Source organism: Streptomyces sp. NPDC047028 (assembly GCF_040644095.1).
Taxonomy (GTDB): domain Bacteria; phylum Actinomycetota; class Actinomycetes; order Streptomycetales; family Streptomycetaceae; genus Streptomyces.
This window is the reverse complement of sequence record NZ_JBEYVS010000003.1, coordinates 272,320-292,491: the sequence shown is the minus strand read 5'-3', so window position 1 is coordinate 292,491 and position 20,172 is coordinate 272,320. Positions and strand designations below refer to the sequence as shown.

Annotated in this window: 24 protein-coding genes; 16 read left to right on the top strand and 8 right to left on the bottom strand. The window is 71.7% G+C overall.

The features are described from left to right. Positions 1 to 100 precede the first annotated feature (100 nt). The 7 genes from ABZ854_RS04905 to ABZ854_RS04875 all read left to right on the top strand — a co-directional run bounded on the left by ABZ854_RS04905 (position 101) and on the right by ABZ854_RS04875 (position 7,471). Positions 101 to 949 (top strand): tryptophan 2,3-dioxygenase family protein, encoded by an 849-nt coding sequence (locus ABZ854_RS04905; RefSeq protein ID WP_361204280.1) that lies wholly within the window; start codon positions 101 to 103, stop codon positions 947 to 949. Next, a complete protein-coding gene (kynU, locus tag ABZ854_RS04900; RefSeq protein WP_361204277.1) occupies positions 942 to 2,135 on the top strand; it encodes a kynureninase in 1,194 nt (397 codons plus the stop codon). The genes ABZ854_RS04905 and kynU overlap by 8 nt, the downstream gene beginning before the upstream one ends. A gap of 339 nt (positions 2,136 to 2,474) precedes the next feature. Further along, positions 2,475 to 3,371 (top strand): alpha/beta hydrolase, encoded by an 897-nt coding sequence (locus ABZ854_RS04895; RefSeq protein WP_361204274.1) that lies wholly within the window; start codon positions 2,475 to 2,477, stop codon positions 3,369 to 3,371. A gap of 105 nt (positions 3,372 to 3,476) precedes the next feature. After that, positions 3,477 to 4,826, top strand: coding sequence for a histidine kinase (locus ABZ854_RS04890; RefSeq protein ID WP_361204271.1), 1,350 nt, complete (start codon positions 3,477 to 3,479; stop codon positions 4,824 to 4,826). Beyond that, positions 4,823 to 5,488 (top strand): response regulator transcription factor, encoded by a 666-nt coding sequence (locus ABZ854_RS04885; protein ID WP_361204268.1) that lies wholly within the window; start codon positions 4,823 to 4,825, stop codon positions 5,486 to 5,488. The genes ABZ854_RS04890 and ABZ854_RS04885 overlap by 4 nt, the downstream gene beginning before the upstream one ends. Positions 5,489 to 5,550: 62 nt before the next feature. Then, entirely contained in the window at positions 5,551 to 6,771 is a 1,221-nt protein-coding gene (locus ABZ854_RS04880; protein WP_361204265.1) for a cytochrome P450, read from the top strand. Positions 6,772 to 6,874: 103 nt separating this feature from the next. Then, positions 6,875 to 7,471, top strand: a complete 597-nt coding sequence (locus ABZ854_RS04875) for a Uma2 family endonuclease (protein ID WP_361204262.1) — start codon at positions 6,875 to 6,877, stop codon at positions 7,469 to 7,471. A gap of 20 nt (positions 7,472 to 7,491) precedes the next feature. Here the strand turns inward: ABZ854_RS04875 and ABZ854_RS04870 are convergent, their stop codons facing one another. After that, positions 7,492 to 9,060: an ABC transporter permease gene (locus ABZ854_RS04870; protein ID WP_361204259.1), complete on the bottom strand. Its 1,569-nt coding sequence runs from the start codon at positions 9,058 to 9,060 to the stop codon at positions 7,492 to 7,494. Next, complete coding sequence (locus tag ABZ854_RS04865) at positions 9,057 to 9,974, bottom strand: ABC transporter ATP-binding protein (protein ID WP_361204256.1); 918 nt, start codon at positions 9,972 to 9,974, stop codon at positions 9,057 to 9,059. The genes ABZ854_RS04870 and ABZ854_RS04865 overlap by 4 nt, the downstream gene beginning before the upstream one ends. Positions 9,975 to 10,048: 74 nt before the next feature. Between ABZ854_RS04865 and ABZ854_RS04860 the strand changes: the two genes are divergently transcribed. Continuing rightward, positions 10,049 to 10,555 carry a MarR family transcriptional regulator gene (locus ABZ854_RS04860; RefSeq protein ID WP_361204253.1) on the top strand — a complete coding sequence of 169 codons (507 nt, stop codon included), beginning with the start codon at positions 10,049 to 10,051 and terminating at the stop codon, positions 10,553 to 10,555. Positions 10,556 to 10,567: 12 nt separating this feature from the next. On the opposite strand, the gene ABZ854_RS04855 is transcribed toward ABZ854_RS04860, so the two are convergent. After that, positions 10,568 to 11,419 (bottom strand): diacylglycerol kinase, encoded by an 852-nt coding sequence (locus ABZ854_RS04855; protein WP_361204250.1) that lies wholly within the window; start codon positions 11,417 to 11,419, stop codon positions 10,568 to 10,570. A 196-nt stretch (positions 11,420 to 11,615) separates the two neighbouring features. On the opposite strand from ABZ854_RS04855, the gene ABZ854_RS04850 reads away from it, so the two are divergent. The 5 genes from ABZ854_RS04850 (at position 11,616) to ABZ854_RS04830 (ending at position 14,802) form a co-directional block, all read left to right on the top strand. Beyond that, a complete protein-coding gene (locus ABZ854_RS04850; protein WP_361204247.1) occupies positions 11,616 to 12,899 on the top strand; it encodes an adenylosuccinate synthase in 1,284 nt (427 codons plus the stop codon). Positions 12,900 to 12,990: 91 nt separating this feature from the next. Further along, positions 12,991 to 13,845: a helix-turn-helix transcriptional regulator gene (locus tag ABZ854_RS04845; protein ID WP_361204244.1), complete on the top strand. Its 855-nt coding sequence runs from the start codon at positions 12,991 to 12,993 to the stop codon at positions 13,843 to 13,845. Next, positions 13,835 to 14,047: a DUF397 domain-containing protein gene (locus ABZ854_RS04840; protein WP_361204241.1), complete on the top strand. Its 213-nt coding sequence runs from the start codon at positions 13,835 to 13,837 to the stop codon at positions 14,045 to 14,047. The genes ABZ854_RS04845 and ABZ854_RS04840 overlap by 11 nt, the downstream gene beginning before the upstream one ends. A 159-nt stretch (positions 14,048 to 14,206) precedes the next feature. Beyond that, the gene (locus ABZ854_RS04835; RefSeq protein ID WP_361204238.1) at positions 14,207 to 14,563 is read left to right on the top strand and encodes a hypothetical protein; all 357 of its coding nucleotides are present in this window, start codon (positions 14,207 to 14,209) and stop codon (positions 14,561 to 14,563) included. Then, positions 14,560 to 14,802, top strand: a complete 243-nt coding sequence (locus ABZ854_RS04830; RefSeq protein ID WP_361204235.1) for a hypothetical protein — start codon at positions 14,560 to 14,562, stop codon at positions 14,800 to 14,802. The genes ABZ854_RS04835 and ABZ854_RS04830 overlap by 4 nt, the downstream gene beginning before the upstream one ends. A 13-nt stretch (positions 14,803 to 14,815) precedes the next feature. Here the strand turns inward: ABZ854_RS04830 and ABZ854_RS04825 are convergent, their stop codons facing one another. After that, entirely contained in the window at positions 14,816 to 15,271 is a 456-nt protein-coding gene (locus tag ABZ854_RS04825) for a VOC family protein (RefSeq protein ID WP_361204232.1), read from the bottom strand. A 202-nt stretch (positions 15,272 to 15,473) separates the two neighbouring features. On the opposite strand from ABZ854_RS04825, the gene ABZ854_RS04820 reads away from it, so the two are divergent. Beyond that, on the top strand, positions 15,474 to 17,315 hold the full coding sequence (locus tag ABZ854_RS04820) for a 5'-nucleotidase C-terminal domain-containing protein (RefSeq protein WP_361204229.1): 1,842 nt from the start codon (positions 15,474 to 15,476) through the stop codon (positions 17,313 to 17,315). A gap of 31 nt (positions 17,316 to 17,346) precedes the next feature. On the opposite strand, the gene ABZ854_RS04815 is transcribed toward ABZ854_RS04820, so the two are convergent. Next, complete coding sequence (locus ABZ854_RS04815) at positions 17,347 to 17,793, bottom strand: MarR family winged helix-turn-helix transcriptional regulator (RefSeq protein WP_361204226.1); 447 nt, start codon at positions 17,791 to 17,793, stop codon at positions 17,347 to 17,349. 103 nt (positions 17,794 to 17,896) lie between these two features. Between ABZ854_RS04815 and ABZ854_RS04810 the strand changes: the two genes are divergently transcribed. Beyond that, complete coding sequence (locus ABZ854_RS04810) at positions 17,897 to 18,580, top strand: hemerythrin domain-containing protein (protein WP_361204223.1); 684 nt, start codon at positions 17,897 to 17,899, stop codon at positions 18,578 to 18,580. An 18-nt stretch (positions 18,581 to 18,598) separates the two neighbouring features. Here ABZ854_RS04810 and ABZ854_RS04805 read toward each other — a convergent pair whose 3' ends face one another. Then, positions 18,599 to 18,847: a hypothetical protein gene (locus ABZ854_RS04805; protein WP_361204220.1), complete on the bottom strand. Its 249-nt coding sequence runs from the start codon at positions 18,845 to 18,847 to the stop codon at positions 18,599 to 18,601. Then, the gene (locus ABZ854_RS04800) at positions 18,834 to 19,073 is read right to left on the bottom strand and encodes a DUF6400 family protein (protein ID WP_361204217.1); all 240 of its coding nucleotides are present in this window, start codon (positions 19,071 to 19,073) and stop codon (positions 18,834 to 18,836) included. Before ABZ854_RS04800 ends, ABZ854_RS04805 begins: the two co-directional genes overlap by 14 nt. A 140-nt stretch (positions 19,074 to 19,213) precedes the next feature. Between ABZ854_RS04800 and ABZ854_RS04795 the strand changes: the two genes are divergently transcribed. After that, entirely contained in the window at positions 19,214 to 19,504 is a 291-nt protein-coding gene (locus tag ABZ854_RS04795) for a hypothetical protein (RefSeq protein WP_361204214.1), read from the top strand. Between the two features lie 14 nt (positions 19,505 to 19,518). Here ABZ854_RS04795 and ABZ854_RS04790 read toward each other — a convergent pair whose 3' ends face one another. After that, positions 19,519 to 20,169, bottom strand: a complete 651-nt coding sequence (locus tag ABZ854_RS04790) for a hypothetical protein (RefSeq protein ID WP_361204211.1) — start codon at positions 20,167 to 20,169, stop codon at positions 19,519 to 19,521. Between the last annotated feature and the right edge of the window lie 3 nt (positions 20,170 to 20,172).

Sequence of the window (20,172 nt, the reverse complement as noted above, 5' to 3'; positions counted from 1 at the left end):
GTATCCCATGGGATTGCGGAGGATTCCGCTTGGGGACCGGGGCCCCCGTGCCGGCATCGGCAGGGGCGGACCGCTACCCTGAGTAACACAGGAGACAGCGATGTCCCAACAGGCTCACATCCCGGCCGAGGCCGCTGAGCCCGAGACCCCGCATCTCGATTTCGCCGGTACGACGCCGTACGAGGACTACGTCCGGGCGGACGTGCTCACCCACCTCCAGCAGACCCTCACCGACGACCCCGGTGAGATGGTCTTCCTCGTCACGACGCAGGTCATGGAGCTGTGGTTCACCGTCATCGTGCACGAGTGGGAGACCGCCTCCCACGCCCTGCGCCAGGACGACGTGCCGACCGCGATCGCCGCGCTGAAGCGTTCCGTACGGGAGCTGGAGGCGCTCAACGCCTCCTGGACGCCGCTCGGTCAGCTGACCCCGGCGCAGTTCAACTCGTACCGCTCCGCCCTCGGCGAGGGTTCCGGCTTCCAGTCGGCCACCTACCGCCGGCTGGAGTTCCTGCTCGGCGAGAAGTCCGCGTCCATGCTCGTCCCGCACCGCGGCGCCCCCCGCGCGCACGCCGAGCTGGAGAAGGCGCTGCACGAGCCGAGCCTGTACGACGAGGTCGTACGGCTCCTCGCGCGCCGGGGCCATGCCGTCCCGGAGTCGGTGCTGCGCCGTGACGTGTCCCAGCGCTACGAGCCCTCGGATGCCGTCGAGTCGGCGTGGGCGGCGATCTACTCCGGCGACGAGGCCGGCGAACTCGCCCGTCTCGGCGAGGCGTTGACGGACGTCGCCGAACTGGTCTGGCGATGGCGCAACGACCACCTGGTCGCCACCCGCCGCGCGATGGGCTCCAAGACCGGCACGGGTGGCTCCGCGGGCGTGGCCTGGCTGGAGAAGCGCGCCCGCAAGAACGTGTTCCCCGAGCTGTGGACGGCGCGGGCCCATGTTTGAACTCGCCCTGCGCGCCGAGAAGCTGGACGCCGAGGACGTACTGGCGCCGCTCCGGGCCCGCTTCGTCCTCGACGAGGGCGTCTACCTGGACGGCAACTCGCTCGGAGCGCTGCCCGGGCACGTCCCCGACCGCGTGCAGGACGTCGTCCGCAGGCAGTGGGGCGAGCTGCGCATCCGCTCCTGGGACGAGAGCGGCTGGTGGACGGCGCCGGAACGGATCGGTGACCGCATCGCCCCGCTGGTCGGTGCGGGCCCCGGGCAGATCGTCGTCGGCGACTCGACAAGTGTGAACGTCTTCAAAGCACTTGTGGCCGCCGTCCGGATGGCGGGCGAGGACCGCACGGAGATCCTCGTCGACGCGACGACGTTCCCCACGGACGGCTACATCGCCGAGTCGGCGGCCCGCATGACCGGCCGCACCCTGCGCGCGCTGAGCCCGGAGGAGGTGCCGGCGGCGCTCGGTGACCGCACCGCCGCCGTCCTGCTCAACCACGTCGACTACCGCACCGGCCGCCTGCACGACCTGCCGTCCCTGACGGGCGCGGTGCACGCCGCCGGCGCACTCGTGGTCTGGGACCTGTGCCACAGCGCGGGTGCGCTGCCGGTCGGGCTGGACGAGCACGGGGTGGACCTGGCGGTCGGCTGCACCTACAAGTACCTGAACGGCGGGCCTGGTTCACCGGCGTACCTGTACGTCCGGCGCGACCTGCAGCCCCGCTTCGACTCGCCGCTGCCCGGCTGGAACTCCCACGCCGAGCCGTTCGGGATGAGCCCGTCGTACGCGCCGGCGCCGGGCGCGGTGCGGGGGCGTGTCGGGACCCCGGACATCCTCTCCATGCTGGCCCTGGAGGCGGCGCTGGAGGTCTGGGACGAGGCTGCCGTCTCGGTCGAGGCGGTCCGCGCGAAATCCCTTGCGCTGACGGACTTCTTCCTCGACTGCGTGACCGCGTACACCGTGCCCGGGCGCGTGGAGTCGGTGACTCCGGCGGCCCACGGGGAGCGCGGCAGCCAGGTCGCTCTGCGCTGCGACGACGCGGGTGAGGTCATGAAGCGGCTCATCGGGCGGGGCGTCGTCGGCGACTTCCGCCACCCCGACATCCTCCGCTTCGGCTTCACCCCGCTGTACGTGAGCTTCACCGACGTGCATCGTGCGGCCCGGGTCCTGGGGGAGGTGCTCGCCGAGTAGCGCGGGGCACGGGTGGGCCGGGGGCGGGTTTCCCTTGCCCGCGCTGGCGGGGTGCCGCTGCGCCCACCCGTGCCGCCCTGGGGGAGGCACGCATGCCCGCAGCTACGTACGTGCCCCGTAAGGGGCGCGGGGAACTGCGCGAGCAACCACGACGCCCCCGCAGCCGAAAACGCCGCAGCCGAGGCAGTGCCCCGTAAGGGGCGCGGGGAACTGCGCGACAAGCCACAGTGCACCCGCAGACGGCGATGGACCGCAGCCCTCACCCCCCTGATACCGTCCCGGCCAGCGGCCGATCCCCTGATCCGCCGTCACCCACCCCCGCCACCGAGAGGTTGGAGCATGCCGGACGACGCCGCCGCATCCCGCGCCGCCGCAGAGGAGGAGTCGGCCTTCTCGCACCCTCCGGTGGACCCCGACGCCACGGCCCCGTACGGCGACCACCCCGACCAGGTGATCGACTTCTACGCCCCGCGCAACGAGACCGCGACGACCCCCGCCCCCGTGGTCGTCGTCCTGCACGGCGGCGCCTGGCGGGCCCGCTACGACCGCCGCCACCTCACCCCGTTCGCGGACCACCTGGCCCGCAGGGGCTTCGCCGTGGCCAACGTCGAGTACCGGCGGGGCCCCGACACCCCGCTCGTGCCGGCCCAGAACACGGGCTCGGCGACCCCGCCGGCCGGCCGCTGGCCGGACACCTTCGACGACGTGGCGGCCGCCCTGGACGCACTCCCCGCCCTGCTCCGCGCCGCGCTCCCGCAGGCGGACGCCCGCCGCACGGTCCTGACCGGCCACTCCGCCGGCGGCCACCTGGCGCTGTGGGCGGCGGCCCGCCATGTGCTGCCCGCCGACGCCCCCTGGCGCACCGACCGCCCCGCCCCGCTGCGCGGCGTGGTCGCCCTGGCCCCCATCGCCGACTTCACCGTGGCGGAGAAGCTGGCGGTCTGCGAGCACGCCGCTCTCCAACTCCTGGGCGGGGTCGACGAGTTCGCCGAACGGCAGCCGTACGCCGACCCCGCGCTGCTCCTCCCCACGGGCATCGCGACCACCCTGGTCCAGGGCCGTACGGACCTGGAGGTACCGCAGGCGGTGGCCGAGTCGTACGCGGACGCGGCGGCCAAGGCGGGCGAGATGGTGGGCCTGACCCTGCTGGAGGACGTCGGCCACTTCCCCCTGATCGACCCGGCGGCGGACGCCTGCGCGGTGGTCGCGGAGGAGATCTCCCAACTGGCCTGGTGAACCCGGCACCGGATCAGGAGAGCGCCCGTAGTACCTGAGAGGGACCCCGCAGGACCCCTCTGAGAGGGGACGACCGAGGCCCCCGAGGGGGCCTACCGTCGTACCGTGACCCAGACGACGCACACGCAGACGCCACCACCGGGCGGGGCCGACAGGCCGCGCAGCCCCGAGTTCCGGCTCGCCGTGGACGCCCTGCGCGGGCTGCGGCAGGACCTGTTCCAGGACGCCTTCGCCTACCGCCCGCTGCCCCGCGCCGGCTCCGACGGCCCCCTGGCGCGCCGGCTGTCGGGGCGGGCCCTGGAGTACGCCGCCTGGGCCCCGCACGCGGTCGTCTGCTTCCTCGCCCTGCTCACGATGCTGCTGGCGCAGACGACGGCGGAGGACGGCGGTGTGGCCTCGCTGCTGTGCGCGCTGCTCGCGGCGGCGCCCGTCCTGCTGACGCTGGTGCGTCCGGCCGGCGCGTTCTGGGCGTCCCTCGCCGGGGCCACCCTCGCCGCGGTCGTCGGCGGCACCGCGTGGAGCGACTGGCCCTGGCTGCCCGGCAGCTTCCTGTCCCACCTGGTCGTACTCACCGTCGTGGCGATACGCACCCGGCCCCGCACGGCGGCCTGGATGTGGCTGCTGACCGTGGTCTACGGCTTCCTCGGCGGGAGCGTGTTCGGCACCGGCCACTACAGCGACAACGTCGCCCCGATGCTGGTCTTCTCCGCGCTGATCCTCCTCGCCGTGACCGCCTGGAAGATCCGCCGGGAGGCCCGCCAGGAGGTGACCGCCCAGCAGACGGTCACCGCGCACGAGCGCTCCCGGCGCACGCTGCTGGAGGAGCGCACCACCATCGCCCGCGAGCTGCACGACGTCGTCGCCCACCACATGTCGGTGGTCGCCATCCAGGCGGAGGCCGCCCCCTACCGCGTGGAGAATCCGCCGCCGGAGCTGGAGAAGGCGTTCGCCACCATCCGGGAGAACGCGGTGGCGGCCCTGACCGAGCTGCGCCGCGTCCTGGGCGTCGTCCGTGCCGAGGACTACGAGGCCCCCGACGCCCCGCAGCCCACCCTCGCCGACCTGGACGCGCTGCTCACCAACGTGCGGGAGACCGGCCTGGACGTGGAGAAGACGGTGACCGGTGCGGTGCGGGAGCTGCCGCAGGGCGTGGAGCTGTCGGCGTACCGCATCGTGCAGGAGGCGCTGAGCAACACGCTGCGGCACGCGCCGGGGGCGAGCGCCCGCGTCGAGATCGGGTACGTCCTCGGCGGCCTCGGCCTGCGCGTCGTCAACGGCCCCCCGCCCGCCCCGAGCCTCATCAAGCCCTCCCCCGGTGCCGGTCACGGCATCACCGGCATGCGGGAGCGCGTGACCATGCTGAACGGTGAGATGACGGCGGGCCCGGCGGAAGACGGCGGCTACGAGGTGACGGTGTTCCTGCCGGCCGGCGCCGCGAGTGAGGACGGGGCATGACGATCCGGGTACTGATCGCGGACGACCAGATGATGGTGCGCGAGGGCTTCTCGGTGCTGCTCAACGCGATGCCGGACATCGAGGTCGCCGGCGAGGCCGTCAACGGCCGGGAGGCGGTCGAGCGGGTGCGGGAGCTGAGTCCCGACGTGGTGCTGATGGACATCCGGATGCCCGAGCTGAACGGCATCGAGGCGACCCGGGAGATCGTCGCCGCGGACGCCGCCGCGAAGGTGCTGGTGCTGACCACGTTCGACCTGGACGAGTACGTGTACCAGGCGCTGCGGGCCGGTGCCTCCGGGTTCCTGCTGAAGGACGCCTCGGCGCGGCAGCTGGCCGACGGGGTGCGGGTGGTGGCCGCCGGGGAGGCGCTGCTCGCGCCGTCGGTGACCCGGCGGCTGATCACCGAGTTCTCCCGGCTGGCGGACACCCCCCGGCTGATGCCGACCGCGCAGGCGGCCTACGGCGAGCTGACCGAGCGGGAGACGGAGGTGCTGGTGCTGATCGCGCAGGGCCTGTCCAACCTGGAGATCGCGGAGCGGCTGGTGGTCGCCGAGTCGACGATCAAGACCCACGTCAGCCGCATCCTGGTGAAGCTGGGCCTGCGCGACCGCACCCAGGCGGCGGTGTTCGCCTACGAGGCCCGACTGGTCACCCCGGGCTGAACACCGAGCCTCCGGCCACCCGGCCCTGGTCAGGACGGGGACGGCCGGGCTAGCGTCCGTCCATGGCAGCTGCTTCGGACCTCGCTTTCGACCCCTGGGACCCGGCGTTCGTGGCCGACCCCTACCCGGCGTTCGCCGAGCTGCGCGCCCGTGGCCGGGTGATCCGGTACGAGCCGAGCGACCAGTGGCTCGTCCCGCACCACGCGGACGTCTCGGCGCTGCTGCGGGACCGCCGGCTGGGCCGCACCTACCAGCACCGCTTCTCCCACGAGGACTTCGGCCGGACCGCGCCCCCGCCCGAGCAGGAGCCGTTCCACACGCTCAACGACCACGGCATGCTCGACCTGGAGCCGCCGGACCACACCCGGATCCGGCGCCTGGTGTCGAAGGCGTTCACCCCGCGCACGGTGGAGCGGCTGCGGCCGTACGTGCACGCGCTGGCCGACGAGCTGGTGGCGTCCCTGGTGGAGGCGGGCGGCGGCGATCTGCTGACCGACGTGGCGGAACCCCTCCCCGTGGCGGTGATCGCCGAGATGCTGGGCATCCCGGAGGCCGACCGGGCCCAGCTGCGCCCCTGGTCGGGGGACATCTGCGGGATGTACGAGCTGAACCCGTCCGAGGAGACGGCGGCGAAGGCGGTACGGGCGTCGGTGGAGTTCTCCGACTACCTGCGTGAACTGATCGCGGCCCGCCGCAAGGAGCCCGGCGACGACCTGATCTCGGGGCTGATCGCCGCGTACGACGAGGGGGAGCGGCTGACCGAGCAGGAGATGATCTCCACGGCGGTCCTGCTGCTGAACGCCGGTCACGAGGCCACCGTCAACGCCACGACGAACGGCTGGTGGGCGCTGTTCCGCAACCCGGCCCAGCTGGCGGCCCTGCGCGCCGACCACTCCCTGGTGCCCTCGGCGGTGGAGGAACTGCTGCGCCACGACACCCCGTTGCAGCTCTTCGAGCGCTGGGTGCTGGACGACATCGAGATCGACGGTACGACGATCTCGCGCGGCTCGGAGATCGCGATGCTGTTCGGTTCCGCCAACCACGACCCGGCCGTCTTCGAACACCCGGACCAATTGGACCTGACCCGCCGCGACAACCCGCACATCTCCTTCAGTGCCGGAATCCACTACTGCATCGGCGCCCCGCTGGCCCGCGTCGAACTGGCCGCCTCGATGACGTCCCTGCTGGTCCGGGCCCCGAACCTGACCCTGGCGGAGGAGCCGCAGCGCAGGCCGAACTTCGTGATGCGGGGGCTGGAGGGGCTGCGGGTGGAGGTGGGGTGAGGCGGGGGCGGGTCGCCACCCGTTCGGCTGATCATCGTGCGAGGGCGCCCGGAGGCCGACAGGAGCCCGTCATAGCTGGTGTCCGCCTGCGAGAGGAGGCACCATGACGGTTATGGCGCAGCACATGTCCCAGATGTCCGTAGAGGAGTTCGAGGAACTCGCCGCGCTCGTGGCCAAGAGGTTCGACGCCGTCAGGTTGGAGTTCATCAACGGACGGGTCGGGATCAAGGGCATGACGGACGGCAATCACAGCGAGGTCATCCGGTGGCTGCAAGAGTGCTTCCTGCTGGCCGGCAGCGGGCTGTGGCTGTACGGGAGCGGTGAGCTGGGGCTGCGGGTGGAGAAGTACCGCAAGGGGAGGGCGCTTCCCGATGCCGTGCTGGCTCCTCGCGGCACGTTCGCGGGCAAGGGCGACTGGGCCGAGACCGCTGGTGTGGTGATGACGGTCGAGGTCACCTCGTACGACTCCGACACGCATCGCCGGGACCGCGAGGAGAAGCCGCTGGGCTATGCGGAGGCCGGCATCCCCTATTACCTCTTGATCGACCGCGACGACGATTCGGTCACGCTGTACAGCGACCCGGTACCCGGCGCGGGGTACCGCAGTGCCGTGAAGAAGTCCTTCGGCGCCAAGCTCACCCTCCCCGACCCCCTCGGCATCGAACTCGACACGGCCGACCTCAAGCAGTACGTCGACTGAGCCGCACCCCCTCGGCCCCCTCAGCCCGCCAGGTCCCGCCGCCGCAGCCCCGCCAGTCCGGCCGCGACCAGCACCACCGCCAGCCCCGTCAGGCTCACCACCGGCCCCCACGCCATCTCCCCGCCCGGCAGCTTCGGCAGATGCCCGAACGGCGAGGCGTCCAGCAGCAGTTGAGGGGCGTTCAGGGCCGGTCCGACCCAGCCGACGAGCAGGGCCGCGCCAGCCACCGCCCACGCGGCGACCGCCCCACGCGGCAGCACGCCGTACAGCAGGACGGCGGTCCCGCCGATCACCCACACCGCCGGGACCTGCACCAGACAGGCGGCGAGCACGGGGCCGGTGTCCCCGCCGTAGCCGGCCGTGAAGCCGAGGCCGGCCAGGAGCATGATCAGGGCCGTGCCGCCGAACGCGACGACCAGGTGCCCGGCGGCCCAGCGGAGCCGCCCGACCGCGCCCGCGAGGACCGGTTCGGCGCGCCCCGAGGACTCCTCGCCGCTCAGCCGCAGCACCGACTGCACGACGTACAGCGCGGCGACCAGGCCGAGCATGCCGATCAGCGAGCCGAGCAGCGCGTCCGTGAGGCCGCCCCCACCGCCCATCCGCTCGAAGACCTGCCGGGCCTGCTCGTTGTCCCGGACGAGATCGGCCGCCCCGGTCGCCACCCCGCCGTACACGAGACCGGCGAGGAAGAAGCCGGCCGACCAGCCGAGCACGCTGCCCCGCTGGAGCCGCCAGGCCAGGGCGGCCGCCGTACCCAGGCGGCCGGTGGCCGGGCCCGGCCGGGTGGGCAGGAAGCTCATGCCGAGATCCCGGCGCCCGGCCAGGGCGAAGGCCACCGCGCCCTGCACCGGCACCGCCGCCGCGAACAGGCCCAGCACCCACCAGCGGTTCCCGGCGAACGCCCGCACGTTCTCCAGCCAGCCCAGCGGGGACAGCCAGGTCAGGACGGACGAGCCGTCGTCCGAGGCCGAGTCGCCGGCCGCGCGCAGCACGAACGCGGCGCCGAGCACCGCCGCCGTGAGCCCCCGGGCCAGGCGGGCGCTCTCCGTCAGCTGGGCCACGACGGCCGCCACGCCCGCGAAGACCAGTCCGGTCCCGGCCACCGCGAGCCCGAACGCCAGCGCCCCTGAGGCGCCCTGTGCGGCCAGTCCCGCCGTGATCAGCAGAGCCAGCAGTCCGTTCGCGGCCGCCGCCGTGAGCAGGGCCGCCGTCAGCGGGGCCCGGCGGCCCACCATGCCGGACGAGAGCAGCTCCTGACGGCCGCTCTCCTCCTCGTCACGGGTGTGGCGCACGACGACGAGGAGGCTCATCACGGCGGCCAGGGCGCCCGCGTAGACGCCGACGCGCCAGGCGGTCAGGGCGCCCAGCGAATCGTCGTACACCGGGCCGACGAGGGCCCGTAGCGACGTGTTGGCGCTCATCTGCCGCATCAGGTCGGCGCGGGCGCCAGGAGTGCCGTACAGGCCCTTCAGGGAGGCGGGCATGGACAGGACCATCAGCGCGTTCACGGCGATCCACACGGGGACCAGGGCGCGGTCGCGGCGCAGCGAGAAGCGCACCAGGGTGCCGGTGCCGGCGAGGGCGGTCACCGGGCCGCCACCTCGGCGGCCTCGGAGCCGGACGCCTCCTCGTAGTGGCGCAGGAACAGCTCCTCCAGCGTCGGCGGGGTCGAGGTCAGGGAGCGGACGCCGGTCTCGCCGAGGGCGCGCAGCAGGCCGTCGAGCCGGTCGGTGTCGACCTGGAGCCGGACCCGGTTGCCCTGGACGTCGACGTCGTGCACGCCGGGCAGGTGGGCGAGGCCGTTCGGCGGACCGGCGAGTTCGGCGCTCACGCTGGTCCGGGTGAGGTGGCGCAGTTCGGCGAGCGAGCCGCTCTCCACGGTGCGGCCCTTGCGGACGATGCTCACCCGGTCGCACAGCTGCTCGACCTCGCTGAGGATGTGGGAGGAGAGCAGGACGGTACGGCCCCGGTCGCGTTCCTCCTTAACGCAGCTCTGGAAGACCTCCTCCATCAGCGGGTCGAGGCCCGAGGTCGGCTCGTCCAGGATCAGCAGGTCCACGTCCGAGGCGAAGGCGGCGACGAGCGCGACCTTCTGCCGGTTGCCCTTGGAGTAGGTCCGGCCCTTCCTGGCCGGGTCCAGCTCGAACCGCTCGATCAGCCCGGCCCGCCGGCGGGCGTCCAGTCCGCCGCGCAGCCTGCCGTACAGGTCGATCACCTCGCCGCCGGTGAGGTTGCGCCACAGGGTGACGTCGCCGGGGACGTACGCGATCCGGCGGTGTGCCTCGACCGCGTCGCGCCAGGGGTCGCGGCCGAGGACCTGCGCGGCGCCGGAGTCGGCGCGCAGCAGGCCCAGCAGGACCCGGATGGTCGTGGACTTGCCGGCGCCGTTCGGGCCGAGGAATCCGTGCACTTCGCCGGTCTCGACGGTCAGGTCGAGACCGGCCAGGGCGTGGGTACGGCCGAAGGACTTGTGGAGTCCGGCGACCGTGATGGCCTTCGTCATGCTTCGGAACGTACGCTGTCTTCAGAAATTTGTGAAGTTAAGGAAGCGTATAAACCCTCGGATAGGGTGGGGCCATGACGGAAGCGGTGGGACAGGGCGTAGGGGGCAGCCGGGACCCGGAGGCGGTCTCGCAGTTCGTGGAGGGCTTCGCCGCGCAGCTCGTCGAGGCCGGCATGCAGCGGATGCCGGCCCGCGTCTTCGCGGCCCTGCTCGCCTCCGACTCGGGCTCGCTGACCTCGGCCGAGCTGGGCGAACTGCTCACGGTCAGCCCGGCCGCCGTCTCCGGGGCGGTGCGCTACCTCGCCCAGCAGCACATGGTCGCCCGCGAGCGTGAACCCGGTTCACGGCGCGAGCGCTACCGGGTGCACAGCAACCAGTGGTACGAGGCCCTCACCAACCGCGAGGCCGTCCTCAAGCGCTGGGAGACGGCCCTGCGCGACGGCGTCACGAGCCTCGGCGCGGACACCCCGGCGGGCCGCCGCATGGCCGAGACCCTGGCCTTCTTCGAGTTCATCGACACCGAGATCGCGGCCGTGATGGAACGCTGGCGCGTACACCGGGAACGGACCTTCGGGAAATGACGGGCAGGGTGGTCAGCCGGTGATCGCCGGCAGCGTCAGTCCCCACGCGCCCTCCACCACCCGCCAGGTCCGCCGCCGTACCGGCCCGGAGACGAGCGCGTCCGCGCGGTAGCGGAAGTCCGCGCCCGTCACCGTCACCGTCGTCCCCGAGACCAGCAGGGGGGTCGCCGCCGCGCCCACGGACAGCGGCCGGACCTCCACCCGCGCCACCCCGCACGCGCCCGGCGTCACCGACACCGCCTCCACCGGCTCGTCCAGGTCGACCACCGTCTCGCCGTCGACCTGCACCCGCAGCCGGGACGGCCCCGGCGCCGGGACCACCGGGCCGGGCCGGGCCGCCAGGGTGCGGACCAGCGAGCGGTACGTCGTCCGCAGCCACGGCCGGCCGGAAGGCTGGACCTCCACCTGGCGCGGGACCGGGTGCCGCACCGGGGCGGGCGGGATGCCGAGCCCGCCCAGCACCACCCCGTCGCTCTCGTCGACCAGCAGGTCCAGGCGGCGCTCCCGCCCCTCCAGCACGGCCCGCGCCGCCGCCACCGCGCCCGCGGGCACCCCCAGGGACTCGGCCAGCGCCGCGCCGCCCACCGGCACCACCGCGAGCCCGCAGCCGGTCAGCTCCCGCCGGCGGTGCAGCAGGGTCACCGCACGGACCAGCGCCCGGTCGTCGCCGACCACGACCGGGCGCCGGGACCCCCGCCGGCCGAGCGCCCGGGCGAATTCCTCCGGACCCTCCGGCAGGCAGACCTTCGTCGTCGCACCCGCGCTGAGCACGTCTTTCGCGATTCGAACGGACTCCCCGTCCCGCTCCCGGGACGCCGGATCGATGATCACCAGCAGCTGATCGGACGTCGCGAAAGTCGCCACCTCGGTCCTGCCTCGCTTCCTCGGGTAGCATCTTTGTGCAAGAGCCCCTTGCGCTATTGCGCCAGGGGCTTCGTCTATTCCGGGGCACCCGGTCCGACGGTTTGCGGCCAACGGCGGTCGCGAAGGCACGCGGCGGTGAACCATACGCCCACGCCCCTGACCTTGGACATGCCCCGCCCGGAAGGGGTGTACGCGCGTGCCCGCACTTGTGCTGCTCGGTGCTCAGTGGGGTGACGAAGGCAAGGGGAAGGCGACCGACCTGCTCGGTGGCTCGGTGGACTATGTAGTGCGATACCAGGGCGGCAACAACGCCGGCCACACGGTCGTCGTCGGCGATCAGAAGTACGCACTCCACCTCCTCCCTTCCGGAATCCTCTCCCCCGGCTGTACGCCGGTCATCGGTAACGGTGTCGTCGTCGACCCGTCGGTCCTGCTCTCCGAGCTGAGCGGTCTGAACGAGCGAGGCGTTGACACGTCCAAGCTCCTGATCAGCGGCAACGCGCACGTCATCACGCCGTACAACGTGACGGTCGACAAGGTGACGGAACGCTTCCTCGGCAAGCGCAAGATCGGCACGACCGGCCGCGGCATCGGACCCACCTACGCGGACAAGATCAACCGCGTCGGCATCCGGGTCCAGGACCTGTACGACGAGTCGATCCTGACCCAGAAGGTCGAGGCGGCCCTCGACGTCAAGAACCAGATCCTGACCAAGCTGTACAACCGGCGCGCGATCGCCGTGGACCAGGTCGTCGAGGAGCTGCTGGGCTACGCGGACAAGCTGCGCCCCTACGTCGCCGACACCGTCCTGCTCCTGAACCAGGCGCTGGAGGACAACAAGGTCGTGCTGTTCGAGGGCGGCCAGGGCACGCTCCTGGACATCGATCACGGCACGTACCCCTTCGTCACCTCCTCCAACCCCACCGCGGGCGGCGCCTGCACCGGGGCGGGCGTCGGCCCGACGAAGATCAGCCGCGTGATCGGCATCCTGAAGGCGTACACGACCCGCGTCGGCGCCGGCCCGTTCCCGACGGAGCTCTTCGACGAGGACGGCGAGGCGCTGCGCCGCATCGGCGGCGAGCGGGGCGTCACGACCGGCCGCGACCGCCGCTGCGGCTGGTTCGACGCGGTCATCGCCCGCTACGCGACCCGCGTCAACGGCCTGACCGACTTCTTCCTCACCAAGCTGGACGTCCTGACCGGCTGGGAGCAGATCCCGGTCTGCGTGGCGTACGAGATCGACGGCAAGCGCGTCGAGGAACTCCCGTACTCCCAGACCGACTTCCACCACGCCAAGCCGGTCTACGAGACCCTGCCGGGCTGGTCGGAGGACATCACGAAGGCCAAGTCCTTCGCCGACCTCCCGAAGAACGCGCAGGCGTACGTGAAGGCCCTGGAGGACATGTCCGGCGCGCCGATCTCCGCGATCGGCGTGGGTCCGGGCCGGGACGAGACGATCGAGATCAACTCGTTCCTGTAGGCGGTGCCTTTCCGAGGGCTCGGGGATCTGATGGGATGGCCGGTGCGGTGACCGCACCGGCCATTCCCGTACCACCGAAGGCGATGTACCCATGCCTGTCCGAAAGCCGCCGACCGCCCGGCAGCGGCGGCTCGGCGCGGAACTGCGCCGTATGCGCGAGCACGTCGGGCTCTCCCTCACCGAGGCCGCCGCGTTGCACCGGGTGGACAAGACCGCGATCAGCAACACCGAGTCCGCGCGATTCGGCGTGAGCCCCGACCGCGTGCGCGTCTGGTCCGCCAACTACTCCTGTCCCGACCGGGCCTACGTCGACGCGCTCGCGGACATGGCCGGGGAACGGACGGCGCCCCGCTGGTGGGACGACTTCCGGGACTCCACCGCCTCCTATCTGCTCGACCTGGCCGAGCTGGAACACCACGCCGTGAGCCTGCGGCACGTGCAGATCACGCACCTGCCCGGCCTGCTGCAACACGAGGACTACGCACGCGCGGTGTTCGGGGAGGCCGAACCGCCGCTGTCCGCGGAGGCGCTGGACCGCCAGACCGCCTTCCGGGTACGGCGCCAGGTGCTGCTGGACCGGGCGGACCCGCCCGACTGCTCCTTCCTCCTCCACGAGGCCGCGCTGCGGATGCTGTTCGGCGACCGGACCGTCGTGCGGCGGCAGTTGGAACGTCTGCTGGAGCAGTCGGAGCGGGATGCGGTCACGCTCCGGGTGATCCCCTTCTCCGCGGGCGGCTTCCCGAGCGCGGGCAGTTCGACGCTGTACGCCGGCGGCCCGGTGCGGCAGCTCGACACGGTCCAGATCGATGTGCCGAACGGCATCACGTTCCTGGACTCGGAGACGCATCTGACCAACTACCGCGCTGTACTCGACCGCATGGAGCAGCGATCCCTTGAGTCGCGCCCCTCGCGGGACTTCATCCACAAGGTGCTGCATGAACTCTGAGGGGGTGAACCCAGTGGACATCCAGTGGCGCAAGTCGTCGTTCTCGGAACAGTCGGGCAACTGCCTGGAGTTGGCGGTGGTGGACGGCCAGGTGCTGGTCCGGGAGAGCGACGATCCCGGCGTCGTCGTCACCACCACACGCGCCAAGCTCGCGGCGTTCCTCGCCGGGGCCAGGGCCGGGGAGTTCGACGACTTGCTCTGACCTTCACCGAATTGCGCATCAATGTTGATGCGCCATCAGTGTTGGCGCTAGCCTGAACGGGCAGACGGTAGTCACGCGATCACCGTCCGAATGTGAAGCGCCCCGGTGGTGTCTCCAGCACCCCCGGGGCGGAGCCAACGCTGCCCAAGGAGCGTCAGCATGCCCGAGCTTATCCGGCTTGCCCTCACCCTGATCCTGCCCCTCCTCCTCCCGCCCACCGGCCGGCGCCGCAGGCGCGGAGCCCTGCCGGCACCTCCGCGCACCCTCTCGGGCCTCCGCCTGCTCATCCGCCGCACGGCGCTGCCCCTCCTCCCGCCCACCCGAACGCACGGGCACCACGACGTCCCGCTCGCCGACAACGGCCCCTTGGTCCGCCCCTACCTGCTCGCGCACGAGGAAGAGGAGACGCGACGGGAACGCCGGGCCGCCCTGGTCCTCGCGCTCGAGGGAATCGACGTGGGCCCCTGGATCATCCACGGCCACCGCGTCGGCACCCCCGTGGCGGTGGCCGCGTGAACGAGGCACCGCGCATCCACGTGAGTCGCGTACCCAGCAAGCCGGTTCGCCGCCAGGACGACGGAACCATCACCATCGACCTCTGGCTGCGCCGCGAGGGACTCTTCGACTCGGACGCATCCCTGCGCCTGACCCCCGCCGAGGCCGAAGTCCTGCACGCCCAGCTCTGCTACGCCCTCGACGACGAAACAGCCACCCTCATCGTCCCGGAGACCAAACGCCCCGAGTGCCGCACATAGGGCCACCGATCCCTCAGACCACGTCGAACTCGTTGCCCTCGGGGTCCTGTAGGGCGGTGGCGTAGAAGCCGGTGGCCGGGTCGTCCTTGATCTGGAGGATGGTGGCGCCGGAGGCGACGAGGCGGGCCACCTTGGACCTGACGCGCTCCGCGCGGACCTCGACGGGGACGTCGCGGCCGCCGCCGACCTTGAGGTCGAAGTGCCAGCGGTTCTTGGCCGTCTTCGGCTCCGGGACGTGCTGGAACCAGACCCTCGGTCCACGGCCGGTGGGGTCGACGATCGACTCCGGGAGGTCCCCGGCGCCGGGCGGCAGTTCTTCCTCGGGGACCCCGATGGACTGCCAGTAGTCACGCCAGGTGGCGTGTTCGCCCGGTGGGGGCTCGGGTACGTAGCCCAGGGCCTCGGTCCAGAAGGTCACCATTCGGCGCGGATCGGAGCAGTCGATCGTCAGCTGCACTGTCATCTCCATGCCTGGAGCATCCCAGGGGGGTCTGACAGACGGCCCCGGGAGCGGCGGTGGGGCGTCCAGATGACCCAGCCTTGACCCGGACATGACCTACTCCTGGTTCAAGGACAGGGCCCCCGGCGGCACGCTCTACGCGTGTAGCCTCCGCCGTACCGTTCGCGCGTCAGCCGGCCCGCAGCCGTTCCCGCAGCCCCAGGAGCCCCGAATGCCCGTCAGCAACCCGATGAACCGCCGGGAGTTCGTGAAGAAGTCCGCCGCCACGGGCGCCGCCGTCGCCGCGGCGAGCGCGGTCGGCACCGGTACGGCCGAGGCGGCCGTCGAGCCCGCTCACCACGGCCACGGACACCACCACCGCACCTGGTCGTTCTCCATCCTGGGCACCACCGACCTGCACAGCCACGTCTTCGACTGGGACTACTACACCGACGCCCCCTACAAGGACGCCAAGGGCAACTCGGTCGGCGTCGCCCGGGTCGCGACCCTCGTGAAGCAGCAGCGGGAGGCCAAGGGCGAGGACCGGGTGCTGCTCGTCGACGCCGGCGACATCATCCAGGGCACGTCACTCGCGTACTACTACGCGCGCGTCGACCCGATCACCGGCACGGCCGGGGCGGGCGGCCACAAGGGACCCATGCACCCGATGGCCGTCGCCATGAACCACATGCGCTACGACGCCGCCGCCCTCGGCAACCACGAGTTCAACTACGGCATCGAGCTGCTGCGCAAGTTCGAGAGCCAGTGCCGCTTCCCGCTGCTGGGCGCCAACGCCCTGGACGCCAAGACGCTGCGGCCCGCGTTCGCGCCGTACACCGTGAAGCGGATCCGGGTTCCCGGCGCGCCGGACATCAAGGTGGGCATCCTCGGGCTCACCAACCCCGGTATCGCGCTGTGGGACAAGGACAACGTGGGCGGGAAGATGGTCTTCCCGGGGCTGGTGGAGCAGGCGAAGAAGTACGTGCCCCGGCTGCGGGCGCTCGGCTGTGACGTCGTCTTCCTGACCGACCACTCGGGGCTGGACGGGTCGTCGTCCTACGGCGACGAGCTGCCGTACATCGAGAACGCGTCCAACCTGGTCGCCGAGAAGGTGCCGGGCATCGACGCGATCCTGGTCGGCCACACGCACGTCGAGGTCTCCTCCTACACGGTGAAGAACGAGGAGACCGGCAAGGAGGTCGTCCTCTCCGAGCCGTACTGCTACGGCATGCGCCTCACCGTCTTCGACTTCGACCTGGAGTTCGAGCGCGGGCAGTGGAAGGTGACGAAGGTGGCCGCGCAGACCCTCGACCCCAAGGGAGTGGACGAGGACCCGGAGGTCGTACGACTCCTCGACGCCGACCACGAGTTGGTCGTGAAGTACGTCAACACCCCGGTCGGCACCTGCACGGAGGACCTCTCCGCGGCCGAGTCCTGCTGGAAGGACGTCCCCGTCATGGACTTCATCCAGGAGGTCCAGATGAAGGAGGTCGCCAAGGGCCTCTCGGCGGCGGACGCGGCGCTCCCGCTGATCTCGGTCGCCGCCCCCTTCAGCCGCACCGCCGACATCCCCGCCGGTGACGTCACCATCCGCGACATCGCCGGGCTCTACGTCTACGACAACACGCTGTACGGCAAGAAGCTGACGGGCGCCCAGCTGAAGGACTACCTGGAGTACGCGGCGAAGTACTACCACCAGGTGCCGTCCGGCACGAAGGTCGACACCGCGACCCTCACCAACGCCAACAGCTTCTGGGACTACATGTACGACGTGGCGTCCGGCGTCGACTACGAGATCGACATCGCCCAGCCCGAGGGCTCCCGCATCAAGAACCTCAGTTACCAGGGCGCCCCCGTCGCCGCCGACCAGGTCTTCGTGGTCGCCGTCAACAACTACCGCGCCAACGGCGGGTCCGGCTACCCGCACATCGCCTCGGCCGAGATCGCCTACAGCTCCGCCAACGAGATCCGCCAGCTGATGATCGACTACGTCACCGAGAAGAAGAGCCTGAACCCGGCGGACTTCGCGGCCGTCAACTGGAAGCTGACCCAGGACGGCACGCCGGTCTTCTGAGTCAGGGGACGAGGAGGGCGGGGAGGCCACGCTAGCGCGTGGCCTCCCCGCCCTCCTCGCGGTCGAGTTCGCCCAGCAGCCGCCGCAGCGACGCCCTGGTGGTGCGGATCTCCTCGTCGGGGAGGGCGGCGAAGAGGGTCCGGTGCAGGCGCTCGGCCCGGTCGTCGACGCGTGCGAGCGCCTCCTCGCCGGTCGGCGTCAGCGTCAGCAGCGGGGAGCCCCGGTGGTCCGGGTTGGCCGTGAAGGCGGCGAGCCCGAGCGTCACCAGGTCGTTGGCGACGCGCTGGATGTTCTGGCGGCTGACCCCGAGCCGGCGGGCGGCCTGCGGCACCGTGAGGGGGCTCCCCGACGCCACGCTCAGCACCTGCCATCGCGCCTGGGTGAGACCTTCCGCGTTCGCCGTCCGCTCTCCCAGGCGGCGCAGGGCCCCCGCGGCCTCGAACACGTCGGCGATCAGCAGTGCTGCCTCGTCGGGCATGACACACCTTCCTGTTTGACAACATGTTGCTAGGAGAGCAATATGTTGTCATCTTAGCGGACCGAACCACGGTCCGAGTGACACAGCAGGCAAGGACAGGCTCATGCCCAAGACCAACCTCTACCGAGATGTTCACATGGGTCAGCGCGCCCGGATGTTCGCCCTGGCGGTCGAGCTGGGCGCCGCCGACATGGCGGAGCCCGGCGCCGCCGCCGAGCAGTCGGCACGCTGCCTCGCCATGACACGGGAACTGCGGGAGCACGCCGACCACGAGGACACCTTCATCCACCAGCTCCTGCGCGAGCGCGCGCCCGAGGCGGCCGACGCACTGGACGCCGAGCACGTGCGCCTCGACGCGGCCTTCGTCGCGCTGGACGACCGGGCCCGCGCCCTGCCCGGCACCTCACCCGAGGCGCTGCCGGAGGCCCAGCACGCCCTCTACCTGGCGCTGAACGAAGTGATCAGCGCGTATCTCGCACACCTCCACGCCGAGGAGACAGTCGCGATGCCGGCGCTGTGGCAGTACGCGAGCGAAAGTGAACTGGCCGCCGTCTACAGCGCGTTCAAGGCGTCCCGCACGCCCGAGCAGGCGCTCGGCGACCTGCGCGGGATGCTGCCCGCGCTACCGCCCGCGACCCGGACGGCGATCATGCGCGGCGCCCTCGGCGCCGCACCGGCGGGGCGGGCCGACGGCCTGCTGGCCGACATCGCCGGCACCCTCGGCCCCGACCAGCGCCGCCGGCTGTACGACGACCTCGGCGTGCCGGAGGTGGCCGCGAGCCGGTGAGGCCGGACGGCTGGACCGCTACGCGAACGGGGAAGGCGGTCGGTCCGTCGAGCGGGTGGCGCCGAAGTGGGACTCGTGGGTCCAGACGTGCGTGCACGACGGGCACTGGAGGTGCAGCAGGCTGCCGGTGTTCGACAGGAGGTAGCGCCAGTGCGCGGTGCAGGGGGCGTCCCGTCGGCAGGTGGCGCAGTGGGCGCGGTCGTCGCAGTTCGGGCAGGGGAGCCAGGCCCGGCGGCCGATGTCGGCCTGCGGGTCAAGCGGCAGCATCGCCGGGGCCGGGAGGAAGGACGCCGGCCGCGACCAGCTCGTCGTAGATCCGCTGCTGCTCCTCGTCGAGGCCGGAGTACAGCAGCGCCCGCGCCTCCTCCTCGCGCCGCATCGCCGCCACGGGATCCCAGCCGGGCTCGATCGCGGCCATGACGTGGGTGCGCCGGAGCATCTCGTGTCCGCTCAGGTCGACGGAGAAGTCGAAGGTGGGGTCGCTGGGGGCCATACGACCGAACGTAGGTACGCGTTCCGGCCGAGGCAAGGACAGGTGGGAGAAATCACAGCCACCGTGATCTTCCCGACCTTTGCATCGTCTCAATAGACATTTCGGGCATATTCTGGCGGCGACCGAGAAGGTGATGTGCCATGCGCGTACTGCTCAAGGCGACGTTGGACACCGAGAAGGGCAACGAGGCGATCCGGAGCGGCAAGCTGCCGGAGTTGATGAAGGAGACGCTGGACCAGCTCAAGCCGGAGGCGGCCTACTTCGGGACCCTCGGCGGCAAGCGGACCGCGCTCCTCGTGCTGGACATGCAGGACAGCTCCCAGTTGCCGCCGATCGGCGAACCGTTCTTCATGCAGCTGAACGCCGAGGTCGAGGTCTGCCCGATCATGAACCGCGAGGACCTCCAGACGGGCCTGTCCCAGCTCCGCTGAGCGGCGGGCCCACCTCAGCTGAAGACGATCATCGACCCCTGCGCCAGGCTCCGGGTCGCCGCCGCGTGCAGGCCCAGCCAGACGTGCCGCTCGCGGGCGAACGGGCTGGGATCGTACGGCGCCGGGACCGCCGGCTCCTCCAACTCCGTGGGGGCCGAGGGCGGTTCCGGTGCCGTCGGCGGGTTGGCCGGATCGATCCCGATCGTCGGCGCGACGTACTCCAGCTCGCGCAGCAGGGCGTGCGCGGAGCCCAGCGGGCCGCCGCCGGCGAGGAGTTCGTCGTTGGAGAGCGGGCTGGGGAAGTCCACCGGGACGTAGGCGCCCGCGTGGTCGTAGTGCCAGACCAGGTGGGACTGCTGGGCCGTCGACTCGAACATCTCCAGCAACTGCTCGTAGTCACCGCCGAGTTCGTCGACCGGCGTGACCGGGAGTTCGCACACCTTCAGCAGGTAGGCGCGGCGCAGGAAGTGCAGCGCGTCGTAGTCGAAGCCGGCCACTGGGGCGACCTCGCCGGACAGGCCCGGCATGTACTGGTACACCGGCACCGGCGGGAGCCCGGCCTCGGCGAGTGCCTTGTTGTAGTGCGCGAGTTCCTCGGCGAACGGGTTGTCCGGGGTGTGGCACAACACGTCGACGAGCGGTACCAGCCACAGGTCACAGGCCAAAGA

Coding starts and splice junctions, on each gene's coding strand:
- ABZ854_RS04905 (WP_361204280.1), top strand. CDS start 101: ATGTCCCAACAGGCTCACATCCCGGCCGAGGCCGCTGAGCCCGAGACC.
- kynU (WP_361204277.1), top strand. CDS start 942: ATGTTTGAACTCGCCCTGCGCGCCGAGAAGCTGGACGCCGAGGACGTA.
- ABZ854_RS04895 (WP_361204274.1), top strand. CDS start 2,475: ATGCCGGACGACGCCGCCGCATCCCGCGCCGCCGCAGAGGAGGAGTCG.
- ABZ854_RS04885 (WP_361204268.1), top strand. CDS start 4,823: ATGACGATCCGGGTACTGATCGCGGACGACCAGATGATGGTGCGCGAG.
- ABZ854_RS04880 (WP_361204265.1), top strand. CDS start 5,551: ATGGCAGCTGCTTCGGACCTCGCTTTCGACCCCTGGGACCCGGCGTTC.
- ABZ854_RS04875 (WP_361204262.1), top strand. CDS start 6,875: ATGACGGTTATGGCGCAGCACATGTCCCAGATGTCCGTAGAGGAGTTC.
- ABZ854_RS04865 (WP_361204256.1), bottom strand. CDS start 9,974: ATGACGAAGGCCATCACGGTCGCCGGACTCCACAAGTCCTTCGGCCGT.
- ABZ854_RS04860 (WP_361204253.1), top strand. CDS start 10,049: ATGACGGAAGCGGTGGGACAGGGCGTAGGGGGCAGCCGGGACCCGGAG.
- ABZ854_RS04845 (WP_361204244.1), top strand. CDS start 12,991: ATGCCTGTCCGAAAGCCGCCGACCGCCCGGCAGCGGCGGCTCGGCGCG.
- ABZ854_RS04840 (WP_361204241.1), top strand. CDS start 13,835: ATGAACTCTGAGGGGGTGAACCCAGTGGACATCCAGTGGCGCAAGTCG.
- ABZ854_RS04835 (WP_361204238.1), top strand. CDS start 14,207: ATGCCCGAGCTTATCCGGCTTGCCCTCACCCTGATCCTGCCCCTCCTC.
- ABZ854_RS04825 (WP_361204232.1), bottom strand. CDS start 15,271: ATGGAGATGACAGTGCAGCTGACGATCGACTGCTCCGATCCGCGCCGA.
- ABZ854_RS04820 (WP_361204229.1), top strand. CDS start 15,474: ATGCCCGTCAGCAACCCGATGAACCGCCGGGAGTTCGTGAAGAAGTCC.
- ABZ854_RS04815 (WP_361204226.1), bottom strand. CDS start 17,793: ATGCCCGACGAGGCAGCACTGCTGATCGCCGACGTGTTCGAGGCCGCG.
- ABZ854_RS04810 (WP_361204223.1), top strand. CDS start 17,897: ATGCCCAAGACCAACCTCTACCGAGATGTTCACATGGGTCAGCGCGCC.
- ABZ854_RS04805 (WP_361204220.1), bottom strand. CDS start 18,847: ATGCTGCCGCTTGACCCGCAGGCCGACATCGGCCGCCGGGCCTGGCTC.
- ABZ854_RS04800 (WP_361204217.1), bottom strand. CDS start 19,073: ATGGCCCCCAGCGACCCCACCTTCGACTTCTCCGTCGACCTGAGCGGA.
- ABZ854_RS04795 (WP_361204214.1), top strand. CDS start 19,214: ATGCGCGTACTGCTCAAGGCGACGTTGGACACCGAGAAGGGCAACGAG.